The organism is Paraperlucidibaca wandonensis (genome assembly GCF_042677145.1).
GTDB lineage: Bacteria > Pseudomonadota > Gammaproteobacteria > Pseudomonadales > Moraxellaceae > Perlucidibaca > Perlucidibaca wandonensis.
Map to the genome: position 1 here is coordinate 2,045,009 of NZ_JBHTIT010000001.1, position 26,147 is coordinate 2,071,155.

Annotated in this window: 27 protein-coding genes; 2 read left to right on the forward strand and 25 right to left on the reverse strand. The window is 50.0% G+C overall.

The window, feature by feature from the left end; translation table 11 throughout:
• Positions 1–96: 96 nt before the first annotated feature.
• From ACFQ0F_RS09710 to rpmH, 25 genes are all read right to left on the reverse strand, one after another.
• Positions 97–531, reverse strand: a complete 435-nt coding sequence (locus ACFQ0F_RS09710; RefSeq protein ID WP_340675890.1) for a CBS domain-containing protein — start codon at positions 529–531, stop codon at positions 97–99.
• 160 nt (positions 532–691) lie between these two features.
• Positions 692–1,120, reverse strand: a complete 429-nt coding sequence (locus tag ACFQ0F_RS09715; protein WP_340675889.1) for a F0F1 ATP synthase subunit epsilon — start codon at positions 1,118–1,120, stop codon at positions 692–694.
• A gap of 45 nt (positions 1,121–1,165) precedes the next feature.
• On the reverse strand, positions 1,166–2,560 hold the full coding sequence (gene atpD / locus ACFQ0F_RS09720; protein ID WP_340675888.1) for a F0F1 ATP synthase subunit beta: 1,395 nt from the start codon (positions 2,558–2,560) through the stop codon (positions 1,166–1,168).
• A 47-nt stretch (positions 2,561–2,607) separates the two neighbouring features.
• Positions 2,608–3,477 carry a F0F1 ATP synthase subunit gamma gene (atpG, locus tag ACFQ0F_RS09725; protein WP_340675887.1) on the reverse strand — a complete coding sequence of 290 codons (870 nt, stop codon included), beginning with the start codon at positions 3,475–3,477 and terminating at the stop codon, positions 2,608–2,610.
• Between the two features lie 57 nt (positions 3,478–3,534).
• Complete coding sequence (atpA, locus tag ACFQ0F_RS09730) at positions 3,535–5,079, reverse strand: F0F1 ATP synthase subunit alpha (RefSeq protein WP_379071595.1); 1,545 nt, start codon at positions 5,077–5,079, stop codon at positions 3,535–3,537.
• 25 nt (positions 5,080–5,104) lie between these two features.
• Complete coding sequence (locus tag ACFQ0F_RS09735; RefSeq protein ID WP_340675885.1) at positions 5,105–5,641, reverse strand: F0F1 ATP synthase subunit delta; 537 nt, start codon at positions 5,639–5,641, stop codon at positions 5,105–5,107.
• 18 nt (positions 5,642–5,659) lie between these two features.
• Positions 5,660–6,133: a F0F1 ATP synthase subunit B gene (locus ACFQ0F_RS09740; RefSeq protein ID WP_340675884.1), complete on the reverse strand. Its 474-nt coding sequence runs from the start codon at positions 6,131–6,133 to the stop codon at positions 5,660–5,662.
• Positions 6,134–6,200: 67 nt separating this feature from the next.
• Positions 6,201–6,446, reverse strand: coding sequence for a F0F1 ATP synthase subunit C (gene atpE, locus ACFQ0F_RS09745; RefSeq protein ID WP_340675883.1), 246 nt, complete (start codon positions 6,444–6,446; stop codon positions 6,201–6,203).
• Between the two features lie 49 nt (positions 6,447–6,495).
• Positions 6,496–7,344, reverse strand: a complete 849-nt coding sequence (gene atpB, locus ACFQ0F_RS09750; RefSeq protein ID WP_340675882.1) for a F0F1 ATP synthase subunit A — start codon at positions 7,342–7,344, stop codon at positions 6,496–6,498.
• Positions 7,345–7,357: 13 nt separating this feature from the next.
• A complete protein-coding gene (locus tag ACFQ0F_RS09755; RefSeq protein ID WP_340675881.1) occupies positions 7,358–7,756 on the reverse strand; it encodes an ATP synthase subunit I in 399 nt (132 codons plus the stop codon).
• 158 nt (positions 7,757–7,914) lie between these two features.
• A complete protein-coding gene (locus ACFQ0F_RS09760) occupies positions 7,915–8,586 on the reverse strand; it encodes an START domain-containing protein (protein ID WP_379071601.1) in 672 nt (223 codons plus the stop codon).
• A complete protein-coding gene (locus ACFQ0F_RS09765; protein WP_340675879.1) occupies positions 8,561–9,448 on the reverse strand; it encodes a ParB/RepB/Spo0J family partition protein in 888 nt (295 codons plus the stop codon). Before ACFQ0F_RS09765 ends, ACFQ0F_RS09760 begins: the two co-directional genes overlap by 26 nt.
• 3 nt (positions 9,449–9,451) lie before the next feature.
• Entirely contained in the window at positions 9,452–10,228 is a 777-nt protein-coding gene (locus ACFQ0F_RS09770) for a ParA family protein (protein ID WP_340675878.1), read from the reverse strand.
• A 101-nt stretch (positions 10,229–10,329) separates the two neighbouring features.
• Positions 10,330–10,989, reverse strand: coding sequence for a 16S rRNA (guanine(527)-N(7))-methyltransferase RsmG (gene rsmG / locus ACFQ0F_RS09775; RefSeq protein WP_340675877.1), 660 nt, complete (start codon positions 10,987–10,989; stop codon positions 10,330–10,332).
• Positions 10,989–12,884 carry a tRNA uridine-5-carboxymethylaminomethyl(34) synthesis enzyme MnmG gene (gene mnmG, locus ACFQ0F_RS09780; RefSeq protein ID WP_379071606.1) on the reverse strand — a complete coding sequence of 632 codons (1,896 nt, stop codon included), beginning with the start codon at positions 12,882–12,884 and terminating at the stop codon, positions 10,989–10,991. The genes rsmG and mnmG overlap by 1 nt, the downstream gene beginning before the upstream one ends.
• Before the next feature lie 71 nt (positions 12,885–12,955).
• Positions 12,956–13,546, reverse strand: coding sequence for a YceI family protein (locus ACFQ0F_RS09785; protein ID WP_379071609.1), 591 nt, complete (start codon positions 13,544–13,546; stop codon positions 12,956–12,958).
• Between the two features lie 15 nt (positions 13,547–13,561).
• The gene (locus ACFQ0F_RS09790; RefSeq protein WP_340675874.1) at positions 13,562–14,230 is read right to left on the reverse strand and encodes a hypothetical protein; all 669 of its coding nucleotides are present in this window, start codon (positions 14,228–14,230) and stop codon (positions 13,562–13,564) included.
• A 2-nt stretch (positions 14,231–14,232) separates the two neighbouring features.
• Entirely contained in the window at positions 14,233–15,003 is a 771-nt protein-coding gene (locus ACFQ0F_RS09795) for a thrombospondin type 3 repeat-containing protein (protein WP_379071613.1), read from the reverse strand.
• A 32-nt stretch (positions 15,004–15,035) separates the two neighbouring features.
• Positions 15,036–16,736 carry a hypothetical protein gene (locus ACFQ0F_RS09800; protein WP_379071616.1) on the reverse strand — a complete coding sequence of 567 codons (1,701 nt, stop codon included), beginning with the start codon at positions 16,734–16,736 and terminating at the stop codon, positions 15,036–15,038.
• A gap of 7 nt (positions 16,737–16,743) precedes the next feature.
• A complete protein-coding gene (locus tag ACFQ0F_RS09805; RefSeq protein WP_379071619.1) occupies positions 16,744–19,197 on the reverse strand; it encodes a hypothetical protein in 2,454 nt (817 codons plus the stop codon).
• Between the two features lie 110 nt (positions 19,198–19,307).
• Complete coding sequence (gene mnmE / locus ACFQ0F_RS09810) at positions 19,308–20,687, reverse strand: tRNA uridine-5-carboxymethylaminomethyl(34) synthesis GTPase MnmE (RefSeq protein WP_379071622.1); 1,380 nt, start codon at positions 20,685–20,687, stop codon at positions 19,308–19,310.
• 6 nt (positions 20,688–20,693) lie between these two features.
• Positions 20,694–22,412: a membrane protein insertase YidC gene (yidC, locus tag ACFQ0F_RS09815; protein ID WP_379071625.1), complete on the reverse strand. Its 1,719-nt coding sequence runs from the start codon at positions 22,410–22,412 to the stop codon at positions 20,694–20,696.
• 2 nt (positions 22,413–22,414) lie between these two features.
• A complete protein-coding gene (gene yidD, locus ACFQ0F_RS09820) occupies positions 22,415–22,660 on the reverse strand; it encodes a membrane protein insertion efficiency factor YidD (RefSeq protein WP_379071628.1) in 246 nt (81 codons plus the stop codon).
• A complete protein-coding gene (rnpA, locus tag ACFQ0F_RS09825; RefSeq protein WP_379071631.1) occupies positions 22,657–23,034 on the reverse strand; it encodes a ribonuclease P protein component in 378 nt (125 codons plus the stop codon). Before rnpA ends, yidD begins: the two co-directional genes overlap by 4 nt.
• A 5-nt stretch (positions 23,035–23,039) precedes the next feature.
• Positions 23,040–23,174, reverse strand: coding sequence for a 50S ribosomal protein L34 (rpmH, locus tag ACFQ0F_RS09830; RefSeq protein WP_068857706.1), 135 nt, complete (start codon positions 23,172–23,174; stop codon positions 23,040–23,042).
• Positions 23,175–23,639: 465 nt separating this feature from the next.
• Here rpmH and dnaA point away from each other — a divergent pair, with 465 nt between their 5' ends.
• Entirely contained in the window at positions 23,640–25,016 is a 1,377-nt protein-coding gene (gene dnaA / locus ACFQ0F_RS09835) for a chromosomal replication initiator protein DnaA (RefSeq protein ID WP_379071634.1), read from the forward strand.
• Between the two features lie 17 nt (positions 25,017–25,033).
• The gene (gene dnaN / locus ACFQ0F_RS09840) at positions 25,034–26,146 is read left to right on the forward strand and encodes a DNA polymerase III subunit beta (protein ID WP_340675866.1); all 1,113 of its coding nucleotides are present in this window, start codon (positions 25,034–25,036) and stop codon (positions 26,144–26,146) included.
• The last annotated feature ends 1 nt before the right edge of the window (position 26,147 follow it).

Consider the following 26,147-nt stretch of genomic DNA (forward strand, 5'->3'; position numbering starts at 1 on the left):
GTGTGTCCTAGGGCTATGCCAATTGGACACGCCCTAGCTGATTTTATTACGCCGTTACTGGACGCTAATACCTGATATCACAAAGCCTCTTACCGACTACTCTCCGCGAATATATTGCTCTAAGTGCTCAATGATTTGCTGTTGCTCCGATATCACTTCTTTCACCAAGTCACCAATGGAGACGATGCCAATGATATTTTCACCACTGAGCACTGGTAAATGACGTAGACGCTTTTCAGTCATGATGCCCATGCAGCGCTCAGTCGTTTCCTCTGCAGTTACAGCTAATACGGCACTGGTCATAATGTCGCGAACCAAAGTGTTATATGACGAACGCTCCATCAGCACGACTTTCCGCGCATAGTCACGCTCACTGACAATGCCAACCATGCGATCGCCTTCAGCAACGATCAATGCACCAATGCCTTTATCGGCCATTAAGCTAATAGCCTCGAGCACGGTCGCTTGCGGCGTAATGGTGTAAGTGGCTTGATTAGATTTTCCTTGCAGTACTTGCATCACCGTTTTCACGTGGTACTCCAACGTCTATATGTTGTTATTGTGTTTAGAGTTTTAGCACGGATTATCACGGTCTGCGAGCCTGAAGACGGGCTACTTCCGTCGCATTTTTTGCAAGCATAAAAAAAGACAGCCTAAGCTGCCTTTTATATGCTAATTACACTTTACGAACTTAACCGCGACCGCTACGATTTTTCATCGCTTGCAATGTACGCAGCTGAGCAGCAGCCTCAGCTAGAGAAGCAAGGGCCACCGAAGTGTCCATTTCGCTCTTCTGATTAGTCAGCGCTTCTTGCGCATGCTTACGTGCTTCCAAGGCCGCAGCCTCATCCATATCAGCAGCACGCAAAGCGGTGTCGGCTAAAATAGTGACTACATTGGGCTGCACTTCAATCACACCGCCCGACACGTAATACACGAGTTCGTCACCCGCTTCGCTCATGATGCGCACTGGACCTGGAGCCAGCTGCGACAGCAACGGGGCATGACCAGGGGTAATGCCGACGTCGCCGAGCGTGCCGTGTGCCACGACCAAGGTCGCGGCACCAGCAAAAATCGACTCTTTCGCACTGACGATATCGCAATGAATCGTTTTCGCCATGTCTTACTCCTAAGCCCCAGCTGTTAAGCCGCAGGCCTTAGCAACTTACAGCTTTTTGGATTTCTCGACGGCTTCTTCGATACCACCGACCATGTAGAACGCTTGTTCTGGCAGAGAATCGTAGTCGCCGGCCAAGATACCTTTAAAGCCACGGATAGTTTCTTTCAATGACACATACTTGCCAGGTGCACCGGTGAATACTTCGGCGACGTGGAAAGGCTGTGACAAGAAACGTTGGATTTTACGAGCACGGTAGACGACCAATTTGTCTTCTTCCGAAAGCTCATCCATACCCAAAATCGCGATGATGTCTTTCAATTCTTTATAACGCTGCAACACGTTCTGCACACCACGAGCGATCTCGTAATGTTCATCGCCAACGACCAGTGGATCGAGCTGACGTGAAGTCGAGTCGAGCGGGTCAACTGCTGGGTAAATACCTAGCGAGGCGATGTCACGCGACAACACAACTGTGGCGTCTAAGTGAGCAAATGTTGTAGCTGGCGATGGGTCAGTCAAGTCATCGGCAGGAACGTATACGGCTTGGATCGATGTAATCGAACCGTTTTTAGTCGAAGTGATACGCTCTTGCAGAACGCCCATCTCTTCAGCCAGCGTAGGCTGGTAGCCCACAGCCGATGGCATACGACCCAACAGTGCCGATACTTCGGTACCTGCCAGTGTGTAGCGATAAATGTTGTCGACGAATAGCAGAACATCACGGCCTTTGCCGTCTTCGCCTTTCTCGTCGCGGAAGTACTCAGCCATGGTCAGGCCGGTCAACGCCACGCGTAGACGGTTGCCGGGTGGCTCGTTCATCTGACCGTAAACCATGGCCACTTTGTCGAGAACGCCCGAATCTTTCATTTCGTGATAGAAGTCGTTGCCTTCACGAGTACGCTCACCCACACCAGCGAACACGGACAAGCCGCTGTGCGCTTTAGCGATGTTGTTAATCAATTCCATCATGTTTACGGTTTTACCAACACCGGCACCACCGAACAGACCTACTTTGCCGCCTTTGGCGAACGGGCACAGCAAGTCGATGACTTTGATGCCTGTTTCTAGCAAGTCTGTACCGCCCGCTTGCTCGTCATACGACGGCGCTTTACGGTGAATCGACATTTTGGTTTCGCAAACGACCGGTTCGCCTTCATCTTCTGGCTCGCCGAGTACGTTCATGATACGACCCAGCGTGCCTTGACCAACAGGAACACTGATGGGGCCGCCAGAGTTAGCAACGCCCAGACCGCGCTTCAGGCCTTCGGTTGAACCCATGGCAATCGTACGCACGACGCCGTCGCCCAGCTGCTGCTGAACTTCTAGGGTTGTTGACGTGGCCTCGACCATCAGGGCGTCATAAACCCTAGGTACGCTATCACGCGGGAATTCGACGTCAATGACGGCGCCGATAATCTGGACAATACGACCGCTGCTCATGGGGTTATCCTCTAAAACTCGTAATGCTATCTGCAGTGATGCGCGGCTTAAACAGCCGCGGCACCACCAACGATTTCGGAAATTTCTTGGGTGATGGCTGCCTGGCGTACCTTGTTGTAAACCAACTGCAAGCTACGGATCAAATCACCGGCGTTGTCGGTAGCTGATTTCATAGCCACCATACGCGCCGCCATTTCACAGGCCACGTTCTCAATGACACCTTGATACACTTGGGACTCGATAAAGCGCAACAACAGCGCATCCAAAAGCGGCTTAGCTTCTGGCTCGTAGAGATAATCCCAGTTGTAACTACGCTGACCGAGATCATCGTCACCACCTGTTGCCAAAGGCAATAGCTGCTGAAGCGTCGGCTTTTGCGTCATGGTGTTTACAAACTCGTTAGACACCAAATACAAACGGTCAATTTTGCCTTCGTCAAAGTGCTCTAACATCACTTTGATGCTGCCTATCAACGCTTCTAACGAAGGCTGATCACCCATATGGGTTTTAGCTGCAACCACTTTACCGCCAACATTCTTAAAGAATGTCGTGGCTTTGGTGCCAATCAAGCAAAACTCAGACTCAACGCCTTGCTCACGGTAACTGCGAACGGACTGCACCACTTGCTTGAACAAGTTGATGTTTAAACCGCCGCACAAACCACGATCAGACGACACAACAATATAGCCAACACGGCGCACCGGGCGTTCGATCAAGTAGCTATGTTTGTACTCAGGCGTTGCATGCGCAACGTGAGCCACTACTTGACGAATCTTTTGAGCATATGGCTTACCTGCCACCATACGCTCTTGGGCCCTGCGCATCTTGGAGGCGGCCACGAGCTGCATCGCTTTCGTGATCTTCTGCGTGCTTTTAATGCTCGCTACCTTGACGCGAATTTCTTTTAAGCTGGCCATAGCCTCACCGACTCTTTGCTGGGTGTTGGCTCGGCACTAGGCCGAGCCTCCCGTGGCTCACCAGGTTTGGGTGGCCTTAAACTTCTCGATACCGGCACGCAGTGCCGCTTCGATCTTGCCATCGTAGTTAGCGGTGGCATTGATGTCGTCCATCAGCGCTTTTTCTTCGCTGTTGAAATAGCTGTGCAAGGCGGCTTCAAAATCCAATACCTTGTTCACTGCAACATCGTTTAAGTAACCTTCGTTGACTGCGAAAATCGACAGCGCCATGTCACCGATGCTGAGTGGAGCAAATTGCTTCTGCTTCATCAGCTCAGTCACGCGCTGGCCCAATTCTAGCTGTTTACGTGTAGCTTCATCGAGATCAGAAGCGAACTGAGCGAATGCAGCCAGTTCACGATACTGAGCCAAGGAGGTACGAATACCACCCGACAGCTTTTTGATGATCTTAGTTTGCGCAGCGCCACCAACTCGCGACACCGAAATACCGGCGTTTACGGCTGGACGAATACCAGCGTTAAACAGCGATGATTCCAAGAAGATCTGGCCATCCGTGATCGAAATCACGTTGGTTGGAACGAAAGCCGACACATCGCCTGCTTGCGTTTCAATGATAGGCAGCGCGGTTAATGAACCGGTTTTGCCTTTCACTTCGCCGTTGGTGAACTTCTCTACGTACTCAGCAGACACGCGCGAAGCACGCTCAAGCAGACGGGAGTGGAGATAGAACACGTCGCCAGGATAGGCTTCACGGCCTGGTGGACGGCGCAGTAGCAATGAGATTTGACGGTAGGCCACAGCCTGTTTCGACAAGTCATCATAAACAATCAGTGCGTCTTCACCGCGGTCACGGAAATATTCGCCCATGGTGCAGCCGGAGTATGGTGCCAAGAATTGCATGGCTGGTGCTTCAGCAGCGGCAGCGGCCACGACCGTGGTATAAGCCATGGCACCAAACTCTTCGAGCTTGCGCACCACGTTAGCAATGGTTGATTGCTTCTGACCGACAGCAACATAGACGCACTTAATGCCAGAGTTTTTCTGCGCAATAATGGCATCGATAGCTAATGCTGTTTTACCGGTTTGACGGTCACCAATGATCAGCTCGCGCTGGCCACGGCCAACAGGAATCATCGCGTCGACAGATTTGTAGCCAGTTTGTACGGGCTGGTCGACGGACTGACGCCACCAAACACCGGGAGCTACTTTCTCAACGGCATCGGTCAGCTTAGCGTTGATTGGACCTTTGCCATCGATAGGCATGCCCAAAGCATCAACCACGCGGCCTAACATTTCAGGGCCAACTGGCACTTCTAAAATGCGGCCTGTGCAGCGAGCCTTTTGGCCTTCTTGCAATGTCAGATAGCCGCCTAAAACCACGGCGCCAACAGAGTCACGCTCGAGGTTGAGGGCCATGCCATAGACACCGCCGTCGAACTCAATCATTTCGCCGTACATAACGTCGGCGAGACCATGAATACGCACGATACCGTCGGCTACGCCAACGATAGTGCCTTCGTTACGGGCTTCAACAGACGAATCTAGGTCTGTGATGCGGCTCTTGATCAGCTCGCTGATCTCGGAGGGATTCAGATGCTGCATGATGCTCTCTTCCTCGAAGGAATTATCAAGTATTCAGGGTGGCGCGAAGCTTGCCGAGTTTGCCTCGTACGGAGGCATCAATGACTAAGTCACCGGCATGAATCACGGCCCCACCAATTAAGCTGGCGTCGACAGCCGTCGTCAGTTTGACCTGACGCGACAGTTTTTCAGTTAGCACACGAGCCATCGCTGCTTGCTGCTCATCACTCATAGCAAAGGCCGCAGTTACTGCCACATCGACAGCGCCTTCAGCTTGTGCGCGCAGCTCATCGAACAAGCCGCTAATTGCAGGCAATGCGGCTAAGCGCTTGTTGCCAGCGAGTTGACGAATGAAGTTCTGGCCCTGCTCATTGAGCTGATCAGCGACCACAGCCAATAACGCATCGGCTTGATCTTTAGCGCTAAGCGTTGGGCGAGCGACATAGGCAGCAAATTCAGTATTTGCAATTACCTGTGCTGCTAGCGCCAGCATGCCTGACCATTCGGCCAACTTGCCTTCGCCCTGCGCCAACTGAAAAGCGGCCTTAGCATAAGGACGTGCAACGGTCGTTAATTCTGCCATGACTGTCTCAAACGCCTCTTATTTCAGCTCGGTAGCCAAGTTGTCCAGCATCACTGCATGTTTGGCGGAATCGATTTCGGCTTGCAAAATCTTTTCTGCGCCAGCAATGGCGAGGCTAGCAACCTGTTGACGCAGACCATCGCGGGCACCGGCAATTTCTTGCTCAATGTCGGCGCGAGCCTGAGTCAAAATACGTTCTGCTTCAGCGGCAGCTTGTGCTTTCACTTCGTCAGCCACTTGGCTGGCGCGGCGATTAGCTTGCTCAATCAGCTCAGCTGATTTTTGCTTAGCTGCTTGCAGCTCTTGCGCAACTTGGGCGTGTGCAACGTCCAAATCTTGCTTTGCTTTATCGGCAGCATTCAGGCCATCGGCAATTAGCTTCTGGCGCTGCTCAAGTGCAGCCATGACTGGCGGCCACACGAACTTCATGCAGAACCAGACAAAGATAGCAAACGATATTGCCTGGCCTACGATTGTGAAGTTGATGTTCACGCTATCACCTCTATTCCGGTTTCATTCACGAGCATAGTGCTCGCCGTGGCTCGGGGTTTAGGCCGAATTACTGAATGAACGGGTTGGCAAACAGCAGGAACAGACCAATACCAACACCAATCATGGTGACGGCGTCGAGCAGACCGGCGACGATGAACATTTTAACCTGGAGCTGAGGAGCTAGCTCTGGCTGACGTGCAGTACCTTCTAGGAACTTGCCGCCCAAGATGCCGAAGCCGATAGCAGTGCCCAGAGCACCCAAGCCAATCAATAGGGCAACGGCGATCAGGTTAAGGCCAATGATTTGTTCCATGTGAGTTTCCTCTTCAGGGTTGGTTCAGAGTTAAAGTTACGGGGTTTTCTTAGTGATCGTGCTTTTCAGAAGCCATGCTCAAGTAAACGATCGTCAACATCATGAACACGAACGCCTGTAGCGTAATGATCAGAATGTGGAAGATGGCCCAAGGCACAGACAACGTCCACTGCACATACCATGGCAGCAGCGCGATCAAAATAAAGAGCAATTCGCCGGCATACATATTGCCGAACAAACGCAGTGCTAGCGAGATTGGCTTGGCAATCAACGCGATACCTTCAAGCAAGAAGTTAAACCACGTCAGCCAGATGGTATTGAATGGATGGAAGGTTAGCTCTTTAGCAAAGCCACCAACGCCCTTCATCTTGATGCTGTAGTAGATAATCAGCGCAAATACTGAGAAACCCATACCCAACGTGGCATTGACGTCGGTGGTTGGCACGATTTTAAAGAATACGGCGTGCGCATCCATGCCAAAGAAGTTAACACCGATCATTGTTGCCAATGTTGGAATGAAGTCGACGGGGATTAAATCCATCAAGTTCATCAAGAAAATCCAAACGAAAATCGTTAATGCTAAAGGCGCAATAACTTTCGAGGTGCCACTATAAGTGTCTTTTACGTTGGTCTGAACGAAGCCGATAATTACTTCAACTAAGTTCTGCAGGCCGCCAGGCACGCCCGCGGTCGCATTTTTGGCGGCGCGTCGAAACAGCCAGCAAAATACGATGCCGAGGAAAATCGACCAACCCATTGTGTCAACGTGAATAGCATTGAAGCCCATTTCAGCAGCTTCTTGAGCCGTATGTGCAAGACCCCAACCGTTTTCCGGGTGATTCCCGTAGGTCAGGTTGGTGAGGTGATGCTTGATGTATTCGGTGGAATTACCAGCCATTCGTCTCTACCCATCAGCGCTGCGTGTTTCGGTTGGCCAATGGCACAATCCAAGCGACGAGCTGTTCTAATACAAAACCTGTAAACAGCCAAACGGGTTCAACTTCTTTGAAAAAGATGAACACGCTAGCAAAGAGAAGCGCGGTAAGCAGAAACTTGCCTGCCTCGCCTCTGTAAAATTCTTGCACAATATGTTGTGCCGATGTTGCACCTGCATGACGGAAGGCGCGAAAAACAAAATATGCCTGCCCTATCACCGCAATGCCAGCACCCGCGAGTGCCGATACGCCTGCAGCCGTGCCATACAGAAGCTGCGCTATCAACCACAACGCCACCATCAGTCGCACTTGCCATTTCAGTTGCTGCAGCGCGGGCTGATACTGCACCAGCGGCTGGGGCTTACTTCCTGTCATGACTGACTCATCGTATGCGGCTTACTGTTAAACAAGCCGTTGGCATTGAAGCGGGTGAATTATAGGGGAATTGCTAGCAAAAGGGCAACAAAACACTCTACAACTCGTCTAAGAAAGTATGATTTTTGCAAAAATACGGTCACTTTCACGCCATCGGGCTAGTTTGATTGTTCGACCTTGCTCTCAGCCTTTACGTATTTTTCTCGTAGCGCCATTCGCCGCAGCTGTTTCAGTGTTTGCACAGCATCATCCGCGACATTGTAGTTATACAGCATGGCCGGAATGAGCCCGCCGGGCTCGCCAGAGCCCCACAGCTCTACCTTCACTCGATGCGCATCTACGGTCGATACCTTCCATCGGCTTTTCGCGCCGAGCATCCGCACCACGTCTTTTTGCAGAGGATACTTTTCAGCTACCGCCTCAGCCTCAATCACTATGCCTTCAGATGTTTTAGTGCGGCGCGATAACAGCACGGCATCTCGAGGACGAAAGGGATACGGCAAGACATAGCGCAGATAAATTATCGCCGCGTCTTTCTTGCGGCTAATGACTTTTGCCTGAGTCACTCGGGCCAGCCATTCGGGCATGGCAGAGGCATCGGTGAGGATGGCCTCTATGCGCGCCGGCCCACCCTCTAAAACAGTGACCGCGTAAATATCATCAAACTGAGACCCGCTATGTGCTCGCTGATAGACGCGGATATCGCGCTCTTTATCAGTTTTTTTCAACGCCCAGCCGTCTGCCTGCGCCCCAAAAGCCAACAGCAGCGCCGCTGCCATGACCATCAGGCGACAGCACATCGACTTATTTAATGTGCGCAAGGATGCCATCGAGCTCATCTAGCGAGTTATAAGCGATAACCAACTTGCCCTTGCCACGAGCATTGCAGTTGATTTGCACCGCGGCGCCCAATCGGCCCGCTAAATCGTCTTGTAGCTTGCGTACATTTGGGTCTAAGGTTTTGCCACCTACCGCTGGCTTATCTTCTAGCAGGGCACGCACCAGGGCTTCGGTATGTCGAACCGATAATCCGCGCTCAATGACTTGCTGAGCTGCCGCTACTTGTTGATTTGTTGGCAGTGCTAACAGGGCACGCGCGTGCCCCATGTCGAGATCACCATGAGCAAGATTTTTCTTCACTTCATCGTGAAGGCCAAGCAGGCGCATTAGGTTACTGACCGATGCCCGCGACTTGCCCACAGCATCGGCAACTTGGCCATGATTAAGCTTGAATTCATCAGCAAAACGCTGCATTGCTAGCGCTTCTTCTAATGGATTTAAATCTTCGCGCTGAATGTTTTCAATAAGCGCTAAGGCGATCGCAGACTCATCGCTAAAGTCACGAATCAGCGCTGGCACTGTATCTAGCTGTGCAAGCTGGGCAGCTCGCCAACGGCGCTCACCAGCAATGATTTCGTAAGCTTTATCACCTGTTTTACGGACAATAATAGGCTGCAAGATACCTTGCGCCTTAATCGACTCAGCTAACTCTTGCAGTGCTTCTGGGTCCATGTCGCGGCGCGGTTGATAGCGCCCGCGCGTCAGCCACTCGACTGGCAGCTGTTGATATTCGCCCTCTGGCGCTTGGCCGGCAGCTACCGCCTCGACCTCATCTTGCACTTTGCGCACCGTGCCCAGCAAGGCGTCTAGGCCGCGCCCACCACCAAGCCCGCGTTTCTTTGCTGTTGCCATGGGTCAGTCTTCCTTTTTTTTGCTGAGCTTTTCGCGTCGCAGCAGCTCAGTCGCGAGAGCCAAATAAGCCATGGCGCCACGCGAGTTCTTATCGTACTGCAGAGCTGGCACGCCGTGAGCTGGTGCTTCCGCCAAGCGCACATTACGCGGAATCACCGTATTCAGCACTACATCGCCAAAATGGCTGAATAGTTCAGCCGAAACATCAGTCGCCAATGTATTCCGTGGGTCATACATGGTGCGCAAAATGCCAGCGATGTGCAGCGTAGGATTTGCCGTTTCGCGAACCCTATCAATAGTTTGCGTTAACGCCGCCAAACCTTCGAGTGCATAGTATTCACATTGCATAGGAATGATGACCGCTTCAGCTGCCACCAAAGCGTTCAATGTGAGCATGCTCAATGATGGCGCACAGTCGATAACCACTGCGTCGTAGCGGGACCGCAAGGTTTGCAACGCTTGGCGCAAGCGCTGCTCTTTATTCGGCATATCGACCAGCTCAATTTCAGCAGCAGTCAAATCGCCATTGGCTGGCAGCACATCGTAGCCGCCCGAGCCGGTCAAAATTGCATCAATCGCTGGAATATCCGCGAGCAAAACATCGAGCACTGAGTGCTCAAGATCGTTTTTGTTGATGCCAGAGCCTGTCGTGGCATTGCCCTGCGGATCTAAATCGACCAACAAGACACGGCGTTTCGTTGCCGCTAAAGAGGCCGCTAGATTGACGCTCGTTGTGGTCTTACCCACTCCGCCCTTTTGGTTGGCGACTGCAAACATCATATCCCTTGTCCTCAATCAGCCTGATTTGGCCGCTGTCTTTGCCTCAAGCGCGAATGCTTGAGTGCTGTATCAATTCGTTGGCGCCGCTTAAATTTGCGCGGCTAGAGTGCTTCGGCGCGAGCCAAACACACCAAATGGCGCGCCTCAGCTGCAAAGGGTACTCGCAAAGCGGGGGCAGTTTCGAGCCTTATTGTACTTGCTAAGGCTGCAATTTCTTCCTCTGGCATGTGGCCTTTCATTGCTAGCCATCGGCCATTACTTGCCAACAAATGCTCTGTGCCCGCAACCATGTCTTGCAGGCTCGCAAATGCTCGGCTGCAAATCTGCATGTATTGACCCTGGTGCTGCTCACAACGCGCGGTCACTATCGTCAGGTTTTTCAGGCCATTTGCCGCTTTAAACTGTGTGATGAAACGAGTTTTTTTGCTACTGCTATCGAGCACAGTGACATTCAGTTCAGGCCGAACCAACGCCAAAATAACGCCCGGCAAGCCAGCGCCAGTGCCGATATCAATCAAATCACCCGTGCTGATATGCGGCAAAATGCTCAAGCTATCGAGCAAATGCTTGTCGACCATGGCTAGTGGATCGCGCACGGCGGTGAGGTTGAAGGCTTGGTTCCACTTCACCAGTGCGGCCAAGTAGGCCATTATGCTGTCTATCACGGCCGGCGTTAAGCTTAAGTCCATGTCTTTTAGGCCTTGCTCGAAGCGCGTACGAGCCTGCTCTGGCCAATTTGCGGCTAATTTAACGTTCGCCATTAGACAGCCCGCGACAAGCGGCGACCTTGTTTTTTCAGCGTAATCAACAATAGCGACACGGCTGCTGGCGTCACACCCTGAATCCGTCCAGCCTGAGCTAGCGTTTCTGGTGTCGATGCTTTCAGCTTTGCTCGCACTTCATTGGACAAACCGATCACAGCGTCATAGTCAAAATCTTGTGGCAAGGTCATTTGCTCTTGCTGATGAAGACGCGCGACATCATCACTTTGCCTGTCGACATAGCCGGCGTATTTCACATTGATTTCAATTTGCTCACCGACTACGGCTTGCAAGTCATCAGGCACGATCGTTGAACCCAGAGCTGCTAGCTGTAGATAGGTCACCTGCGGGCGCTTTAAGGCATCGAGGTAATGGCATTCGCGGTTAATTTGCTCGCCGGTTAGCTCAGTAAAGCGCTTGGTGACTTCGCTACCTGGATGCAACCACTGCGACCTCAGTCGCTGTGTTTCCAGCTCAACCGCCTGCTGCTTGGCCTCAAATGCGGCCCAACGCAAGTCATCAATAAGGCCAAGCTCACGGCCTACAGCGGTCAGGCGAGTATCGGCATTATCTTCGCGCAGCATCAAGCGGTATTCAGCGCGCGATGTAAACATGCGGTACGGCTCTTTCGTACCCATAGTAATGAGGTCATCGACGAGCACACCGAGATACGCCTGATCGCGTGTGGGATACCAACCAGGCTTGCCCTGCGCTTGCAGGCCAGCATTTAAGCCCGCCAATAGACCTTGCGCACCAGCCTCTTCGTAGCCAGTGGTTCCATTGATCTGGCCAGCAAAAAACAGACCGGCAATGACCTTGGTTTCTAGCGTGTGCTTGAGGTCGCGCGGATCAAAATAGTCATACTCGATGGCATAGCCTGGGCGCGTGATATGGGCGTTTTCCATGCCCTTAATCGAGCGTACCAAGGCCACTTGCACATCAAACGGCAAGCTGGTTGAGATGCCGTTGGGATAAAGCTCATTCGTGCTCAAGCCTTCGGGCTCGATAAATATTTGATGTGAGTTTTTATCAGCAAAGCGATGAATTTTATCTTCGATCGACGGGCAATAACGCGGACCAACACCTTCGATAACGCCGGTATACATCGGTGAGCGATCAAGTCCACCGCGAATAATCTCGTGCGTTGCCTCGTTGGTGTGCGTGATCCAGCAGTTAACTTGACGCGGATGCATTTCGCGCTTGCCCATAAACGACATCACCGGCAACGGCGTATCACCAGGCTGCGCCTGCATCACAGAGAAATCTACCGACTTGGCATCGATGCGTGGTGGTGTGCCAGTCTTTAAGCGGCCAACACGCAATGGCAACTCGCGCAGGCGGTCAGCCAAAGCAATCGATGGCGGGTCGCCAGCACGGCCGCCACGATGATTCTGCATGCCGATATGAATGGTGCCGCCCAAAAATGTGCCGGTGGTGAGCACGACGGTTTTTGCATTAAAACGAATGCCGGTTTGCGTGATAACACCGGTGATGCGCTCGCCCTCGACAATGAAATCGTCGGCGGCTTGCTGGAAAATATCGAGATTGATCTGGTTTTCTAAAATTTCTCGGATGGCAGCTTTGTATAACGCGCGGTCGGCCTGGGCACGTGTTGCGCGCACAGCTGGGCCTTTACGGCTATTGAGCACGCGAAATTGGATGCCTGCCATGTCGGTGGCCAGAGCCATCGCGCCGCCGAGTGCATCGATCTCTTTCACCAGATGCGACTTGCCAATGCCGCCGATTGCGGGGTTGCAGCTCATCTGCCCCAAGGTTTCAATATTATGGGTCAGCAATAAGGTTTGGCAGCCCATGCGCGCGGCAGCCAAGGCGGCTTCGGTGCCGGCATGACCGCCGCCGATAACGATGACATCGTAAGACTTGCTGTACAACATAGATAAAACCCCGCGCGGGCGCTGGTTTAAACGGGGGCTGATTATACGGTTTGCGCGGCCTTGCGGCCAGTTCAGTTTTTAACCACCACCGCTTCAACGGCCAAATGCACGACAATTTCGTCGCTGACCATGCCAACAAACTTGTCCATACCAAATTCACTGCGATTAAAACGTGTCACTGCCTTCATGCTGGCAGCGTTTGCATCACCATAAAATGGATGTGGTCCAAGTGACTTGGTTTCAATATATAGCGTGACAGGCCTGACGATGCCATTGACGCTGATCTCACCACTTAAGCTAAGTTCGCGGCTTTTTTTGTTCACGGTATCGATGCTTTTGCTGCGGAAAATAATCTCAGGATATTCTTTGGCGCGGAAGAACTCGCCGGACTTTATTAGGCGGTGGTCGATTAGCTTCCAGCCACTTTTAAAGCTATTGACGGGAATATGTGCTTCAGCCCATGACTTATTTGGCGAGTCTAAGTTTCCGTAAATAAAACCTGTCACACCCTTGAACTCTCCGCCCTCGGTAGGCACTCCTAAATATTGCCAGGAGATGCTCACTTGTGTGCGCTGAGGGTCAATCGCATAGGTGATGATGCGATCGGCATAGCAGAAAGAGCTCCACGCAATTAAAGCGCCTGTCACTAGCCATCGCTGCATAAACACTCTGCCACTTCAAAGCTCGCGCTTTCCCCTTCGCTCATTTAAGTAGTCAGGGAACCAGCGCAGGTTGGGGAAGACAATGACTCGGATAATACCAATCAGCATCCATAGGTAAGCGCCCCCATAGACTGCGCCGCAGGCCATCGTTACATAGTCGAAATTGGGCGAAACATACTTGATCCCCCACCACGACACAATATCGGTGAGTGCTGCCGCTAGTGCTACGGGGAATACCCATTGATACCAACTCAAACGATTGAAGTGCATAGAGAATGGGATGCCAATAATTAAAATGGCGCAGGTGAAACCAAACAAATGGGCATGGGTAAAGGCAATCAGCTTGCCTTGGCTCATATTCGCGAAGTACTCATCGGTGCTGCCATTTAGCCCGATCTGGTAATGTACTTCCGCCAAGCCAAAAAAGAAGGCGACGCCAAAAAGTACCGTCGAAAGTGCAATTCCTCGCTGCGCAGCCACAGGTAAGTCTTTTAATGAAAACGCTAATTTAGGATCTTTGTAGGGGATAAAAAATCGCAGCAAAAAACAAATCGCGAAGAAAAAAAGTACTAGCCCAATTGGTCCACCAATGCTCAACCATGCTGATGGCTCTGGCGGCAGCTGCACAATGGCAGCATCGACTATAGGTGCGTCACTGAAAAAATCGAAGGCGGGATCGGCCACGTTTATGCCCCCCTCAAGCGCACATAGAGCAACATGCCGGCACGCTTAACCGCGAGCTGAACAGCCTGCTCAAGCGGGGCTTTTGCAGAAATACTGACTTTATTCACTGCTTGACCGACGAACTGATCATAAACTTTCAAGCCTTTAGCGCTAGGCACTTTATCTGCGTGCAGCACGCTAACACGGCTGATGTTGAGCTTTTTGTCAGTGGTCATCAGTAGGAAAAAATCCTTTCCCTGATAATTGGCTGCAAAAATAAGCCCTGTTCCTGCGGGTCGGCGATCAACCAGGGGAATGTAAATTGTGTTGTTGTCATCGGCGCTAAGCTCAACACCCATTTTCTTTGCCGCAGCAATATCAGCTTTCGTCAGCAGAGCATCTTGCGGCAGCCACGTCAGCACACCAGGAAAAGCATGGCGAACCTCACGCGGGATTAAGCTTGCGATATCTAGCCAATTACCTGGGTTTTTCGGCGTCGATTTTTTATCGCCCGGATTAGATTTTGCCTGCATCTCAGCGCTATTACTGATGCCGTCACCATCGCTATCTTTGTTGGCAATTTTACCGAAAGCGGCCATGTTTTTTCCGGCCACCTTAAACTCTTCACCGAAGCTATCGAGCTTTGAGCCACCGCCATCGGTGTGGCAGGCATTGCATGAGGGCATATATCCCGACTCTTGCTTATAGGCTCGGGCATATGCCGGCATTGCCGTCGCTAATGTGGGCAAGCTAAGTAGCAACGTGGCTGCGGCAACGGCGTTTATTATTTTCATTTTTACTCCACCAGCGTTAAGGCTGGTGCTGGTTAAAATCCAAAGAGGCTAGGCACGGCTTCTCGCATGCGCTTCAACGCATCTTGCCCCGACTTACCAGCATCGATTAGTTCTTCGTATTGAATAGAGTCGCGCGGCGGCATGAGTTTATTGGCCTTTTCTGTGCCGGTGTAACGCTCCCAGTCTAGGGCGTCGCGAATTTCTGACTTATCTTTAATGCTCGCTAATACAGCATCCTCATCCGCACCGCCCATGAAATTTAAGCGTTTCGATGGGTTGCCGCGATGACAGGCAAAGCAATGATCTTCAAAGTCTTTCAAAATAGCGTGTTTTTTGACTTTCAAAGGAGGCACGCCTGAAGCTTGCGGTGGTGACATTTCTTTTGTCGATAAACAGCAATAATTAGTACCCTGACCCAATAGTGCGCGCATCAGCGCCACCCGGCTGACCGGCTTAGCGACAAAAACTTCATTAGGAAGCGCATCTACTTTTGCCAAATACGCTGATGGTTGATAGTTCACTGCTTCACTCAGCTGATCGATATCGCTGCTGCTAAACAGTGCGGCTACGCCATACACACCATCAATATCATTCGCGCTCAATGTTTGCTTTGGCGGGCGCTGACTTAAAGGATCGAGGCGAGCTTGAAGCTTTGGTAGGCGATCAAAGGCATCTAAATCTTCATTATTCATCGCGCCCTCGCCCAATTTAATGTCGCGCGACGTGAGCTTATGCCACCAGCCTTTGAAGCCACGGCGCTCACCCAATGGGTCGCGATTGAAAATATCTGACTCCGGCACGGCAATGCCTTGCTTGGGATAGTTCACCGCTTGCAGCTTTTGCAGCTGCTTAGCTAAAGGCTGCTCAGGATCGAAACTACCTGGGCTATCGCGATATAACAGAGCCAGTTTCAGTAATGTGCGCCGGCACTCATTACCGTTTAAGCCGCAACCATCGAGCCAAATTCGCTGGGTCACGTTGATAAAGTTGCCTTCATCGGTGAGTTGGTCGAAGCGATCTGGTGATGCTAGGACATTGCTTATTGGCAATGATAAGTATTTTTCAGCCCCGCCTCGTGCAATGCGGATGGCTTCAGCAGTATCGGGCTGAGCATTAGTTTCATTCCACGGCCGTTGCGGAAATATTGGCCCAGCGCCTTGGTGACATGTGGTGCAGATAGCGCGCTGCGCATAGACAATGCGCGGCACGCAGCCAGCGCAGTAATTTTGCACGAGCTGAAACTCGAAGCGCCCCGCTGCTTCGTTATAGCTTAAGACTTCAATTTCACGCGCATTTTCAACAAAGCCCATAAAAAGCTGGCCGCGTGGGCGTAGCCCTAAGCCACCAGCTTTATTTTTCTGCTCAAAGTCTGCTGCAATAAGCGAGCGTGGATGCTTGTAGTCGGCCAAGCCCTTAAGCAAGGATCGGCCATCAGGAATCAGAATATTGATCGGCATTTCACCGTTCGGATTCTGATCCTGAATTAGCTTTACTAGCTTGTCATAGGGATATGGCAGGCCATCATTTTGCGCAATGATATGGTCAAAAAGCGAGCGCGTGCCTTCCGGTGGCAAATCCGTTTGCGGGATAACTTTCGTCGATACCGACCCCGCTGGTGCTTTTGTACTGTGCACCAGCTCAGCGATATTGGCGTCGTTTTTTGGCTGTAGCAGCCAGAATAAACAGCCGGCTACTACAACCAATAGGCCAATCCATCGCCACACGCGCTTCATAACAACCTCACATCAGCTTTAAGAACTCACGTAGTGCGTACTTATCTTCTTTGCTCAGGTCGACACCAAATTGGTGGCCGTTATTTTCCACGATGTCGCCACAACCCATAAACAAAGGACTGTGTGGGTTAACCGAGGCGATATTCGCTACCGGTGTGCCCTTCTTCACGGGGATTTTTAACAAGCCTTGCATGTCTTCACGTGCCGTAATTTTTGTATCTTCCGTGGTTAGCGAAATTTTTTGTGGGCGATGTTTTCCATCTTTTGGATTGTCAGAGGTCATCAGCTCGGCAAACGAGTTTTCGAATTGCTTGATGCGCCCCGCAACCGTGAAGTCTGGTGAACCATCGGCCAAATAAGTCACTTCGCCAATCGCATTATTGTGCATGAATGGCGCCGTAGCCCAGACCGACAATAGTGAAATGTTGCGCAGATAGCCGGGGCCGCCTTCAACTTTTTTCTCGCCCACTTTCATGCCGCCAATAAACGGAATCATGCGATTGAGAACACGCGGCACACTGCCGGGTGAAGGGCTATTTTTGTAGGTCTCAGAAGAGAACTCTTCCCAAATATGGCCCTTGTTATGGTTATCGTGCAGCGCGCGGCAGAAGTTAGTGCCAATGATATTGAATGGCGTGCGCTCATCATTACCTAACCAATCCTGCCCAAACACGCCTTTCTCAGCGAACTGATTTGGGCGTAATTTTCCAGCAGCATCTTTGCTTAAGTAGCGTGCAATGAACTTTGGATCGTTACGCTCAGCTTCGCTGTATTCCATGGTCCAGTAGTCTTCTTTGCCGAAAACATGGCCCTCATAGAATTTGCCTAAAGCGATTTTGTCGTTACGAATATTGGCAGGCGCCATTTTCGTGCTGTGACAAGTTGCGCATTCTTGCGCGAACACTTCGCGGCCTTTAGGCACGACTTTGGTATCAATAAAATCAGTACCAGCTTTGCCATCTTTGTCTTTCGATGCCATTAAGTAGGTTGGACCGCCGGTGATCAAAAACGCCGCGAGGTCGTCCATTTTTGCATCGGCATAGTTCCATGGATCGCACTCAGCCGCACATTGCATGATGCGCAGTGGGCTTTGCTCGGTGCCGCGACCAATCATCCTGCCAGGATAAGCAAAGTTTGGCGTCCAGCACTCCTCGGTACACATGCCGATATTGACGTAAACACGAATCAGCGCGAGATGCTCACCAACGCTATCTTCAGCACCTTTCAAAACATGGCGCGTATTTGCTGTGCTGATTTTCCCAGTGACTGGGTCTTTCATTTCATGCGAGAAAATTCGCTTGTTATGGAAGTCCATGATGTTGTTTTGTGTGCCGGGGTTATTCATCCAATCCGATGCCACCAACGATGTATCGATAGTGCCTAAACGACCACCTTTTAAGACCTGACGCGCTGGGCTGCTTTCTGGAGCCCCTAGGAAAAATGCATCAGGCTGGACAATATGTTGGTTGCCAATTGTCGCCGTTAAATTAGTCCATGTTGGTTCATTGGGGTTTTCTGGCGGGTTCGTTGGATCAAAGCCAACGTGACACTGAACGCAAGGGTGGCCAATAATAAAGCGCTTGTTTTTGGCTATTTCATCTTTGCTATAAGCCGCTGTTTGCGGGTTGTAAACTACCTTGCCATCTTTGTCTTTAATGGGGTCGGCATAGTATTTGCGGTAGCCTAAAACGCCAGATGAGTGCGGATCTTGGCACTTGTCATACCAGTTTGTGCTGGCATCGCCTTCACTACAATCTGGATCATTAATTAAACCCCATTTAGTGAAACGCTCAGAGCGCGTGCGTGTGTCGAGCCATGGGTAGTTCATATGATCTTTGCCAACGACACGTGATTGCAGCAGGTAGTTTTCATCCTGGTTGCCAAACGTGCCTTTGTACCAAACGTCGCGGCCACGGCGAGCTTGATCGCGCATTTCTTGCGCTTTCGCTGGATCTGTCGCTGCGACATCTGTAAATAATTGATTTACATAACGGCAACCTTCAGCGTCATAGCCAGTTGGTTGCGGCTGATCGCAGGGTGGCGGCACATATTGAGGAATAGGTTCAGATTTCCAAGTGACTTTGTCGCCGCGTTTATGTGTCTCAGGGCTTGTTCCTGGCGCCCAAACTTTTCGTGCTGCAAGCGTGTCGTAGTAATGATCTTTAAACCATTGCTCACGCTGCTTCCAATAAGGAGTGCCGGCGTAGACACCAGTAGTAAGATTTCGATCTGCTAAATCGCTGAGCGAAACGCTTCGATAGGTAGATTGATACGGCTCGTTGCTAACGGGTACATGACCTGTCGGCATATCGTAAGCCGTTAGCTCAGGCACATTAGGCACTTGAATAACACTGGGGACAGGTGGTACTACGGGTGGTGCCGGCGGCAAGGTTGCTACGGTGTAAAGCGCAAATGCTCCAACACCAACAAGTGCGGCTAGTCCTACTTTATTTTTTTTCATGCTTACTCCAGGCGAGCCATGTTTATTAATACATGCCCTAAGGCCACTTCAGACTGGTACTATAGTACCAATTAATCTGATGGTCAATTATTGTTCTATTTTGTTTTAACTTACTTACCTATGCAGAATGACGAGAATATACGCCCTAACAAGTCATCTGCCGTAAAACTGCCCGTAATTTCAGACAAACTGTTCTGTGCTAACCGTAAATCTTCTGCGGCTAACTCTCCAGCTCTATGACTCAACAATACATTTTTTGCTTGCTGACAATGATCTTTAGCTCTTACCAAAGCATCTACATGCCGTTGTCGTGCTGAAAAATGACCAGAACCTAGCGGCTGGTAACCCATCAGAGATTTCAAATGCTCTCTTAATGGCTCTAGGCCATTATGATTAGCTGCCGATAATGCGATGGTTTTAAGTTGTTGGTTAGCGCAGCTAAGCTCGCCAAGGCCTAATGCTTTCTTAGATAAATCGCATTTGTTGAGCACAATAAACAGCTGCTTCGGGCATTGTGCAAATTGCTGAAAGATTGCCTTTTCAATTTCTGCACTTGGGTATTGGCTATCCCAAACCCACATCACTGCATCTGCTGCATCCACTTCACGCTTAGCGCGGCGGATGCCTTCTTGCTCGATCGCATCAGAGCTGTCGCGTAGGCCTGCGGTATCAATTATGTGTAATGGCATGCCATCGATTTGAATTTGTTCGCGCAAGACATCTCGGGTTGTACCTGCTACATCGGTAACAATAGCGGCGTCATGCCCTGCTAATGCGTTCAGCAGGCTGGATTTGCCGGCATTTGGCAATCCAGCAATAACAACTCGCATGCCATCGCTTTGAATAACGCCTTGTTTTGCTTGATATAAAACTTGATCTATTTGTGCAAGTACGGCTTCGAGTTTGGCTTCAAGTTGGCCATCAGCAAGAAAATCGATTTCCTCTTCAGGGAAATCAATTGCCGCTTCAATGAACAGGCGTAAGTAAATCAGTGATTCTAAAAGTTCATCTACCTTCTGCGAAAATGCACCCTGAAGTGTATGAACGGCAGCGCGTGCAGCAGATTCAGAACCAGCTTCAATGAGATCAGCAATTGCTTCAGCTTGCGCTAAGTCTAATTTATCGTTGAGAAAAGCGCGCTCAGAAAACTCGCCTGGCCTTGCCATGCGAGCACCGCGACGTATCGCTTCTTGCAATAACATGCCTAAAACAATGGGGCCACCATGGCCTTGAAGCTCAACGACATGCTCGCCGGTAAAGGAGTGCGGAGCTTGAAAATACAGCAGCAAGCCTTCGTCTAAAACCTGAGCTTGGCTGTCATAAAACGAAGTGAACAGAGCATGCCGTGGTGGTAAGGCTTTTGGCACTGCATGATTTGCGATTTCTCGACCTATGCGCTCGGCATTTGGCCCAGACAATCGAATAATGCCAACGCCACCGCGACCGGGTGGCGTGGCAATGGCGGCGATCGTGTCAGTGATCAGCGCCATTGGAGCTTAGTGCCCGCTTTGTTGCGCAGCAGCTTTTTCGATATTACGCGTGATTACCCACTGCTGCGTAATCGACAGCAAGTTATTCATCAACCAATACAGCACCAAACCAGCAGGGAACCATAGGAAGAATACGGTGAACACCACAGGCATTATCTTCATAACCTTAGCCTGCATAGGATCTTGCGGGGCTGGGTTGAGCTGTTGCTGGACGAACATCGAAACACCCATCAGCAATGGCAAGACGAAGTAGGGGTCCATTAAGGACAAATCTTGAATCCACAAGATCCAGCTAGCGTGACGTAGCTCAACCGATTCCATTAATGTCCAATACAGGGCAATGAACACGGGCATTTGCACCAATATTGGCAAACAACCGCCCAATGGATTGATCTTCTCTTTTTTGTACAGAGCCATCATGGCTTGCGACATTTTTTGGCGATCATCACCAAACTGTTCTTTCATGCGCTGCATTTCAGGCATGACACGACGCATATTGGCCATGGAACGATAGCTAGTTGCCGACAGCTTAAAGAACGCGGCTTTTACCAAAATCGTCAGGACGATAATTGACCAACCCCAGTTGCCTAAGAAACCATGAATTGATTTCAACAGCCAAAACAAGAATTGCGCAATTGGCCACAACCAACCGTAATCCACTGTCAACTCAAGTCCAGGTGACAAAGTTTTCAATTTGTCTTGGATTTTCGGACCAGCATAAAAATCTGCAGCAACACTACCCTGCCCACCAGGTGCAACTAGTAAAGGACTCGACGTGAAACCAATATAGTTATCTGCGCCGTTATTGCCTTTACGCGTGCTGATTTGGTTGATTTGCTGAGCGGGTGGTATCCAAGCAGAGACAAAGTAATGTTGAACCATCGCCACCCAACCACCGGTGACTTGTTGGCTCATCACTTCTTTACCAAAATTATCGAGCGATTCTTTATTGTAGTTTTTATCAGCAGTCCACCAAGCGCCACCCAAAAAGGTAACCATGCCAAATGAGTGATTGTCACTACTTGGATCTTTGCTGTTATCGCGCTTAATTTGGCCGAACATAACGCCCTGCCAAGGCTTATCGCTGGTGTTAGCAACGTGATAATTAATGCCTATGCGATAGTCGCCACGAGTAAAGGTGAAAACCTTTTCAACTTTGACGCCAGCATCTGTTGTTGTCGATAACACAACTTTCAGAGCATCTTGGCCATCAGCCAATGTAAATTGGCTTTGCGCTACATCATAAAGTGGTCGGCCACTGGCTTGATCATCCAAACCTTGTAGGCCAGTGCCATTACCAACACCGACTAAGCCACTTTGCGCGATATACGTGAGATTGTTGGACTGATTCATCAGCACGAATGGTGTTTTGTCCGTCACAGTCTGTGTGTATTTAGGCAAAGACACGCGTGTTACATCACCACCCAGACGGTCAATATCTACATCTAAGACATCCGTTAGTACTCGCACATGCGGTGACGTCGTAGAGTCCGACACTAATACTGGCTTGCTAACATTCGCTGCTGTTGCAACCGCAACTGCAGGGATATCAGAATTTGCTGCGGGCGCTACCACTGCTGGCATTTCACCGGCTTCAACCGTAACCGCTGTGCTAACCACTTCATCAGCTTTAGGTTTAGTGCCGTAGTCCTGCTGCCAAGATAGAAATAAGAAATACGTGACAGCAGCGAGTGCCACCATAATTAGTGTGCGACGGAATTCCATACTCACGGTTCCTGTTGACGACAAGGAGGGGTGACTTTGCTCGGTACGGGATCATAGCCGTGTTTACCGAAGGGATGACAGCGAGATATTCGTTTTATCGCAAGCCAACCACCCTGTATTGCACCAAATTCACGAATTGCCTGTTCGGCATAGGCCGAGCAAGTAGGTTCGTAACGGCAACGAGGAGGCAGCATGGGGCTGATTACATAGCGATAAAATCGGATAGGCAACAGCAGTAGCCATTTCATAATGAACTGGCTAACTGTTTTGATATTTTGTTATGCAGCTGCTGAAGGCTTTTCGCAAAATCACTGTGTAGCGTTTCATTTGGAATGTCAGCTAAGGCGTTTTTGGCAAGAAAAACTATATCGAGCGCATAACTTGCTGGCAATTGCAGACGAAACGTATTGCGAACACATCGCTTTATACGGTTTCGACTAACAGCAAGTTTGACTTTTTTCTTCGCGATGATGAAGCCAATGCGATCAGTTGTATGCGCTGATGCTTTTGCTAACAACATATAGTGCGAATGATGTGCTTTGAACTCAGCGCCATCCATGACGTACTTGAAGTCTGCTGGTGTCAGTAGACGTCGGTCTCTGGTAAAGCGCTGAGTGCTCACATTTCTCAGACAGTTAGGCGCTTACGACCTTTTGCACGGCGACGAGCTAGAACGGCGCGACCGTTTTTAGTAGCCATACGTGCACGAAAGCCGTGAGTACGTTTTTGCTTGATGGTGCTGGGTTGGAAAGTACGTTTCATGATTGCGTTCCGCTAACAACTCGCCCAGTTGGGCTCAAGGGAGCGGAATCTTAGGTAAGTGCCGTGCTTTTGTCAACGGCTTTGCTTATCAATCTTAAAGATCGTGATTTTAAAGTTGTGCACAGTTCCTTATTGTTAACCATTAAATAAATACTCTTTTAGATTTTAAGAGCTTTAGTGGTTTTTTTAGTGGTCCTGATATTTTGTTGATAAGCCATTTTTTTTGTTAGATAACAATAGGTTAGATTACATCAATAGTTGTTTATGAGCCCGTTCTTTAGTGATCTTAAAAGCTGTGGATGATTGTGGATAACTTTGAGTCCTGGTATTCGTCACAGCTAATCCTCTGAGTGCTACCGTAGTTATACGCTAACTTATCTACATGCTCTCAAATCTTGTGGATAAAAGCTTTTGCATTGCCTGCTAAGCCCGTTAGAATCTCGTTTTGCTATGTGGACAGATGGTATGGCTGATTCTGTGTGGGAAGGTGCGCTGCAGCGCTTACAAGAAGAGTACCCACCTAATCTTTTTCAGATGTGGATACGGCCCTTACAGGTTGAAGAGTCAGCGACGACTTTGCTGTTATTGGCGCCTAACACTTTTTTTGTCACTCATATTGGTGACAAATTTATGGCGCGGATACGTGAAATCGTTACCAATATGTCTGACGGACGTATCACTCAAGTTAGTATTCGTGTTGGTTCGCGCGGCGATGCAGAGCCTAAGCAGTCGCAATCGTTACGAAACACGACGCCTGCAACCTCCCCGTCTGCGCTAGCGAAACCGTTGATGCCGGTCATTGAGCCAATTGCGCGCCCAGCAAGCAGCCTGAACTCTCTTTTCACCTTTGATAACTTTGTCTCTGGTAAAGGTGCTCAGCTAGCGCATGCAGGCTGTCTGCAAGCGGCTGATAACCCTGGCGCATCGCATTCCAATCCGCTGTTTATTTATGGCCCTACCGGCTTAGGTAAAACTCACTTAATGCATGCTGTGGGCAATGAAATGTTGCGCAGAAACCCCAATGCTCGAGTTATGTACATTACTTCTGAGCGCTTCGTGGGCGACTTCATCAATGCCCTTCAGCGATCAATGATGAATGATTTCAAGCGCTTATATCGTTCGCTAGATGCCTTGTTAATTGATGACATCCAGTTTTTTGCCAAAAAAGAGAGCACGCAAGATGAGTTTTTTCACACTTTTAACTCTTTGCTAGAAGGCTCGCGCCAAATCATCATGACTTCAGATCGTGTTCCGCGTGATATTTCGGGCATGGATGATCGTTTGAAGTCGCGCTTTTCCTGGGGCTTGTCGATTCAAGTTGATCCGCCAGATAAAGAAACGCGCGTTGCCATCTTGCTGAAAAAGGCGCATTCAGCGGGTTTTGATGTGCCTTTAGAGTCTGCCCACTTTATTGCAGAGCACGTTCAGGGTAACGTGCGTGAGCTTGAGGGTGCGCTAAATAAGGTCATTGCCAATGCTCGTTTTCGAGGCGCACCGGTGACTTTGGAATTAGTTAAAGAAGCATTGCGAGATCTGCTGCTTCTGCGCGTGAAGCAGTTTACTATCGAGAACATTCAGCGCGTTGTAACGGAATATTTTTCGATTTCACTGCGCGATCTAAAAGGAAAAAAACGTAACCGTTCGTTTGCTAGGCCTCGCCAGATGGCGATGGCGCTATCGCGTGAGCTTACCGGCAATAGTTACCCTGAAATCGGCCTAGCGTTCGATGGCAGGGATCACAGCACCGTTATTCACGCCTGCGATCGGATTGCTCAGCTTCGGCAGTCAGATGCTCAGTTGAATGAAGATTACTCTACTTTGTTGCGCCAGCTTCAGGCGTAAGTTTTGGGAAGATAACCATGAAAGTCTCAATGTCTCGCGATCAGTTATTAAAGCCCTTGCAGCAAGTTTCTGGCGTTGTTGAAAAACGTCAAACCTTGCAGGTGCTATCGAATGTTTTAATTGTGGTAGCTGATGGCGAAATTGCCATGACTGGCACCGATCTTGAGGTTGAGCTGCTCTCGCGCCAAGATTTAGAGAATGAGTCGCGTGATGGGAAGATTACGGTTCCATGCCGTAAATTGCTGGATATTTGCCGCGCCCTGCCTGCAACGGCGCAAGTTGATTTATCCGTTGATGGCAATCGCTTACTGCTTAAGTCCGGCAAGAGCCGATTTACGTTGACGACATTGCCGGCGAATGATTTTCCGAACTTAGAAGAAAGCCTCAACGCGGCATATACCGTGACGTTAACTCAGCGTGTTTTGAAGCAGATGATTGATAAAACTTCGTTTGCGATGGCTCAGCAAGATGTTCGCTACTACCTCAATGGCATGTTGTTTGAGGTCACCGCAGATCGTCTACGTGTAGTCGCTACAGATGGCCATCGTCTCGCCATGTGCGATGCTGAGATATCATCTCAAGTTACTGAAAAGGCTCAGGTTATTGTCCCGCGCAAGGGTGTGCAAGAGCTATCTCGTTTGCTTGCTGATGAAGATACAGAGGTCACATTAACGCTTGGTTCAAATCATCTGCGCGTTACTGTCGGCAATGTAACTTTCACATCTAAACTAATTGATGGCCGTTTTCCTGACTACGAACGTGTGTTGCCTAAAAATGGTGACCGTACTTTGATCGCCGGTCGCGAAGAGCTGAAGTCTGCGTTACAGCGCGCTGCAATTTTGTGCAATGAAAAATTCCGTGGTGTGCGCTTACAAATTAATGATCAGCAACTGAAAATTTTAGCTACCAACCCTGATCAAGAGGAGGCTGAAGAAGAGCTGCAAGTTGAATTCAGTGGCAACTCTTTAGAGATTGGTTTCAATGTTGGTTATATGCTTGATGTCCTGAACGCACTTAATGGTGCTTATACCCAAGCCATTTTAGGCGACACCAACAGTTCTGCATTAATCCGCGACAATGATCCTGAGCAGGCCAACGCCGTTTATGTCGTTATGCCTATGCGTCTGTAAG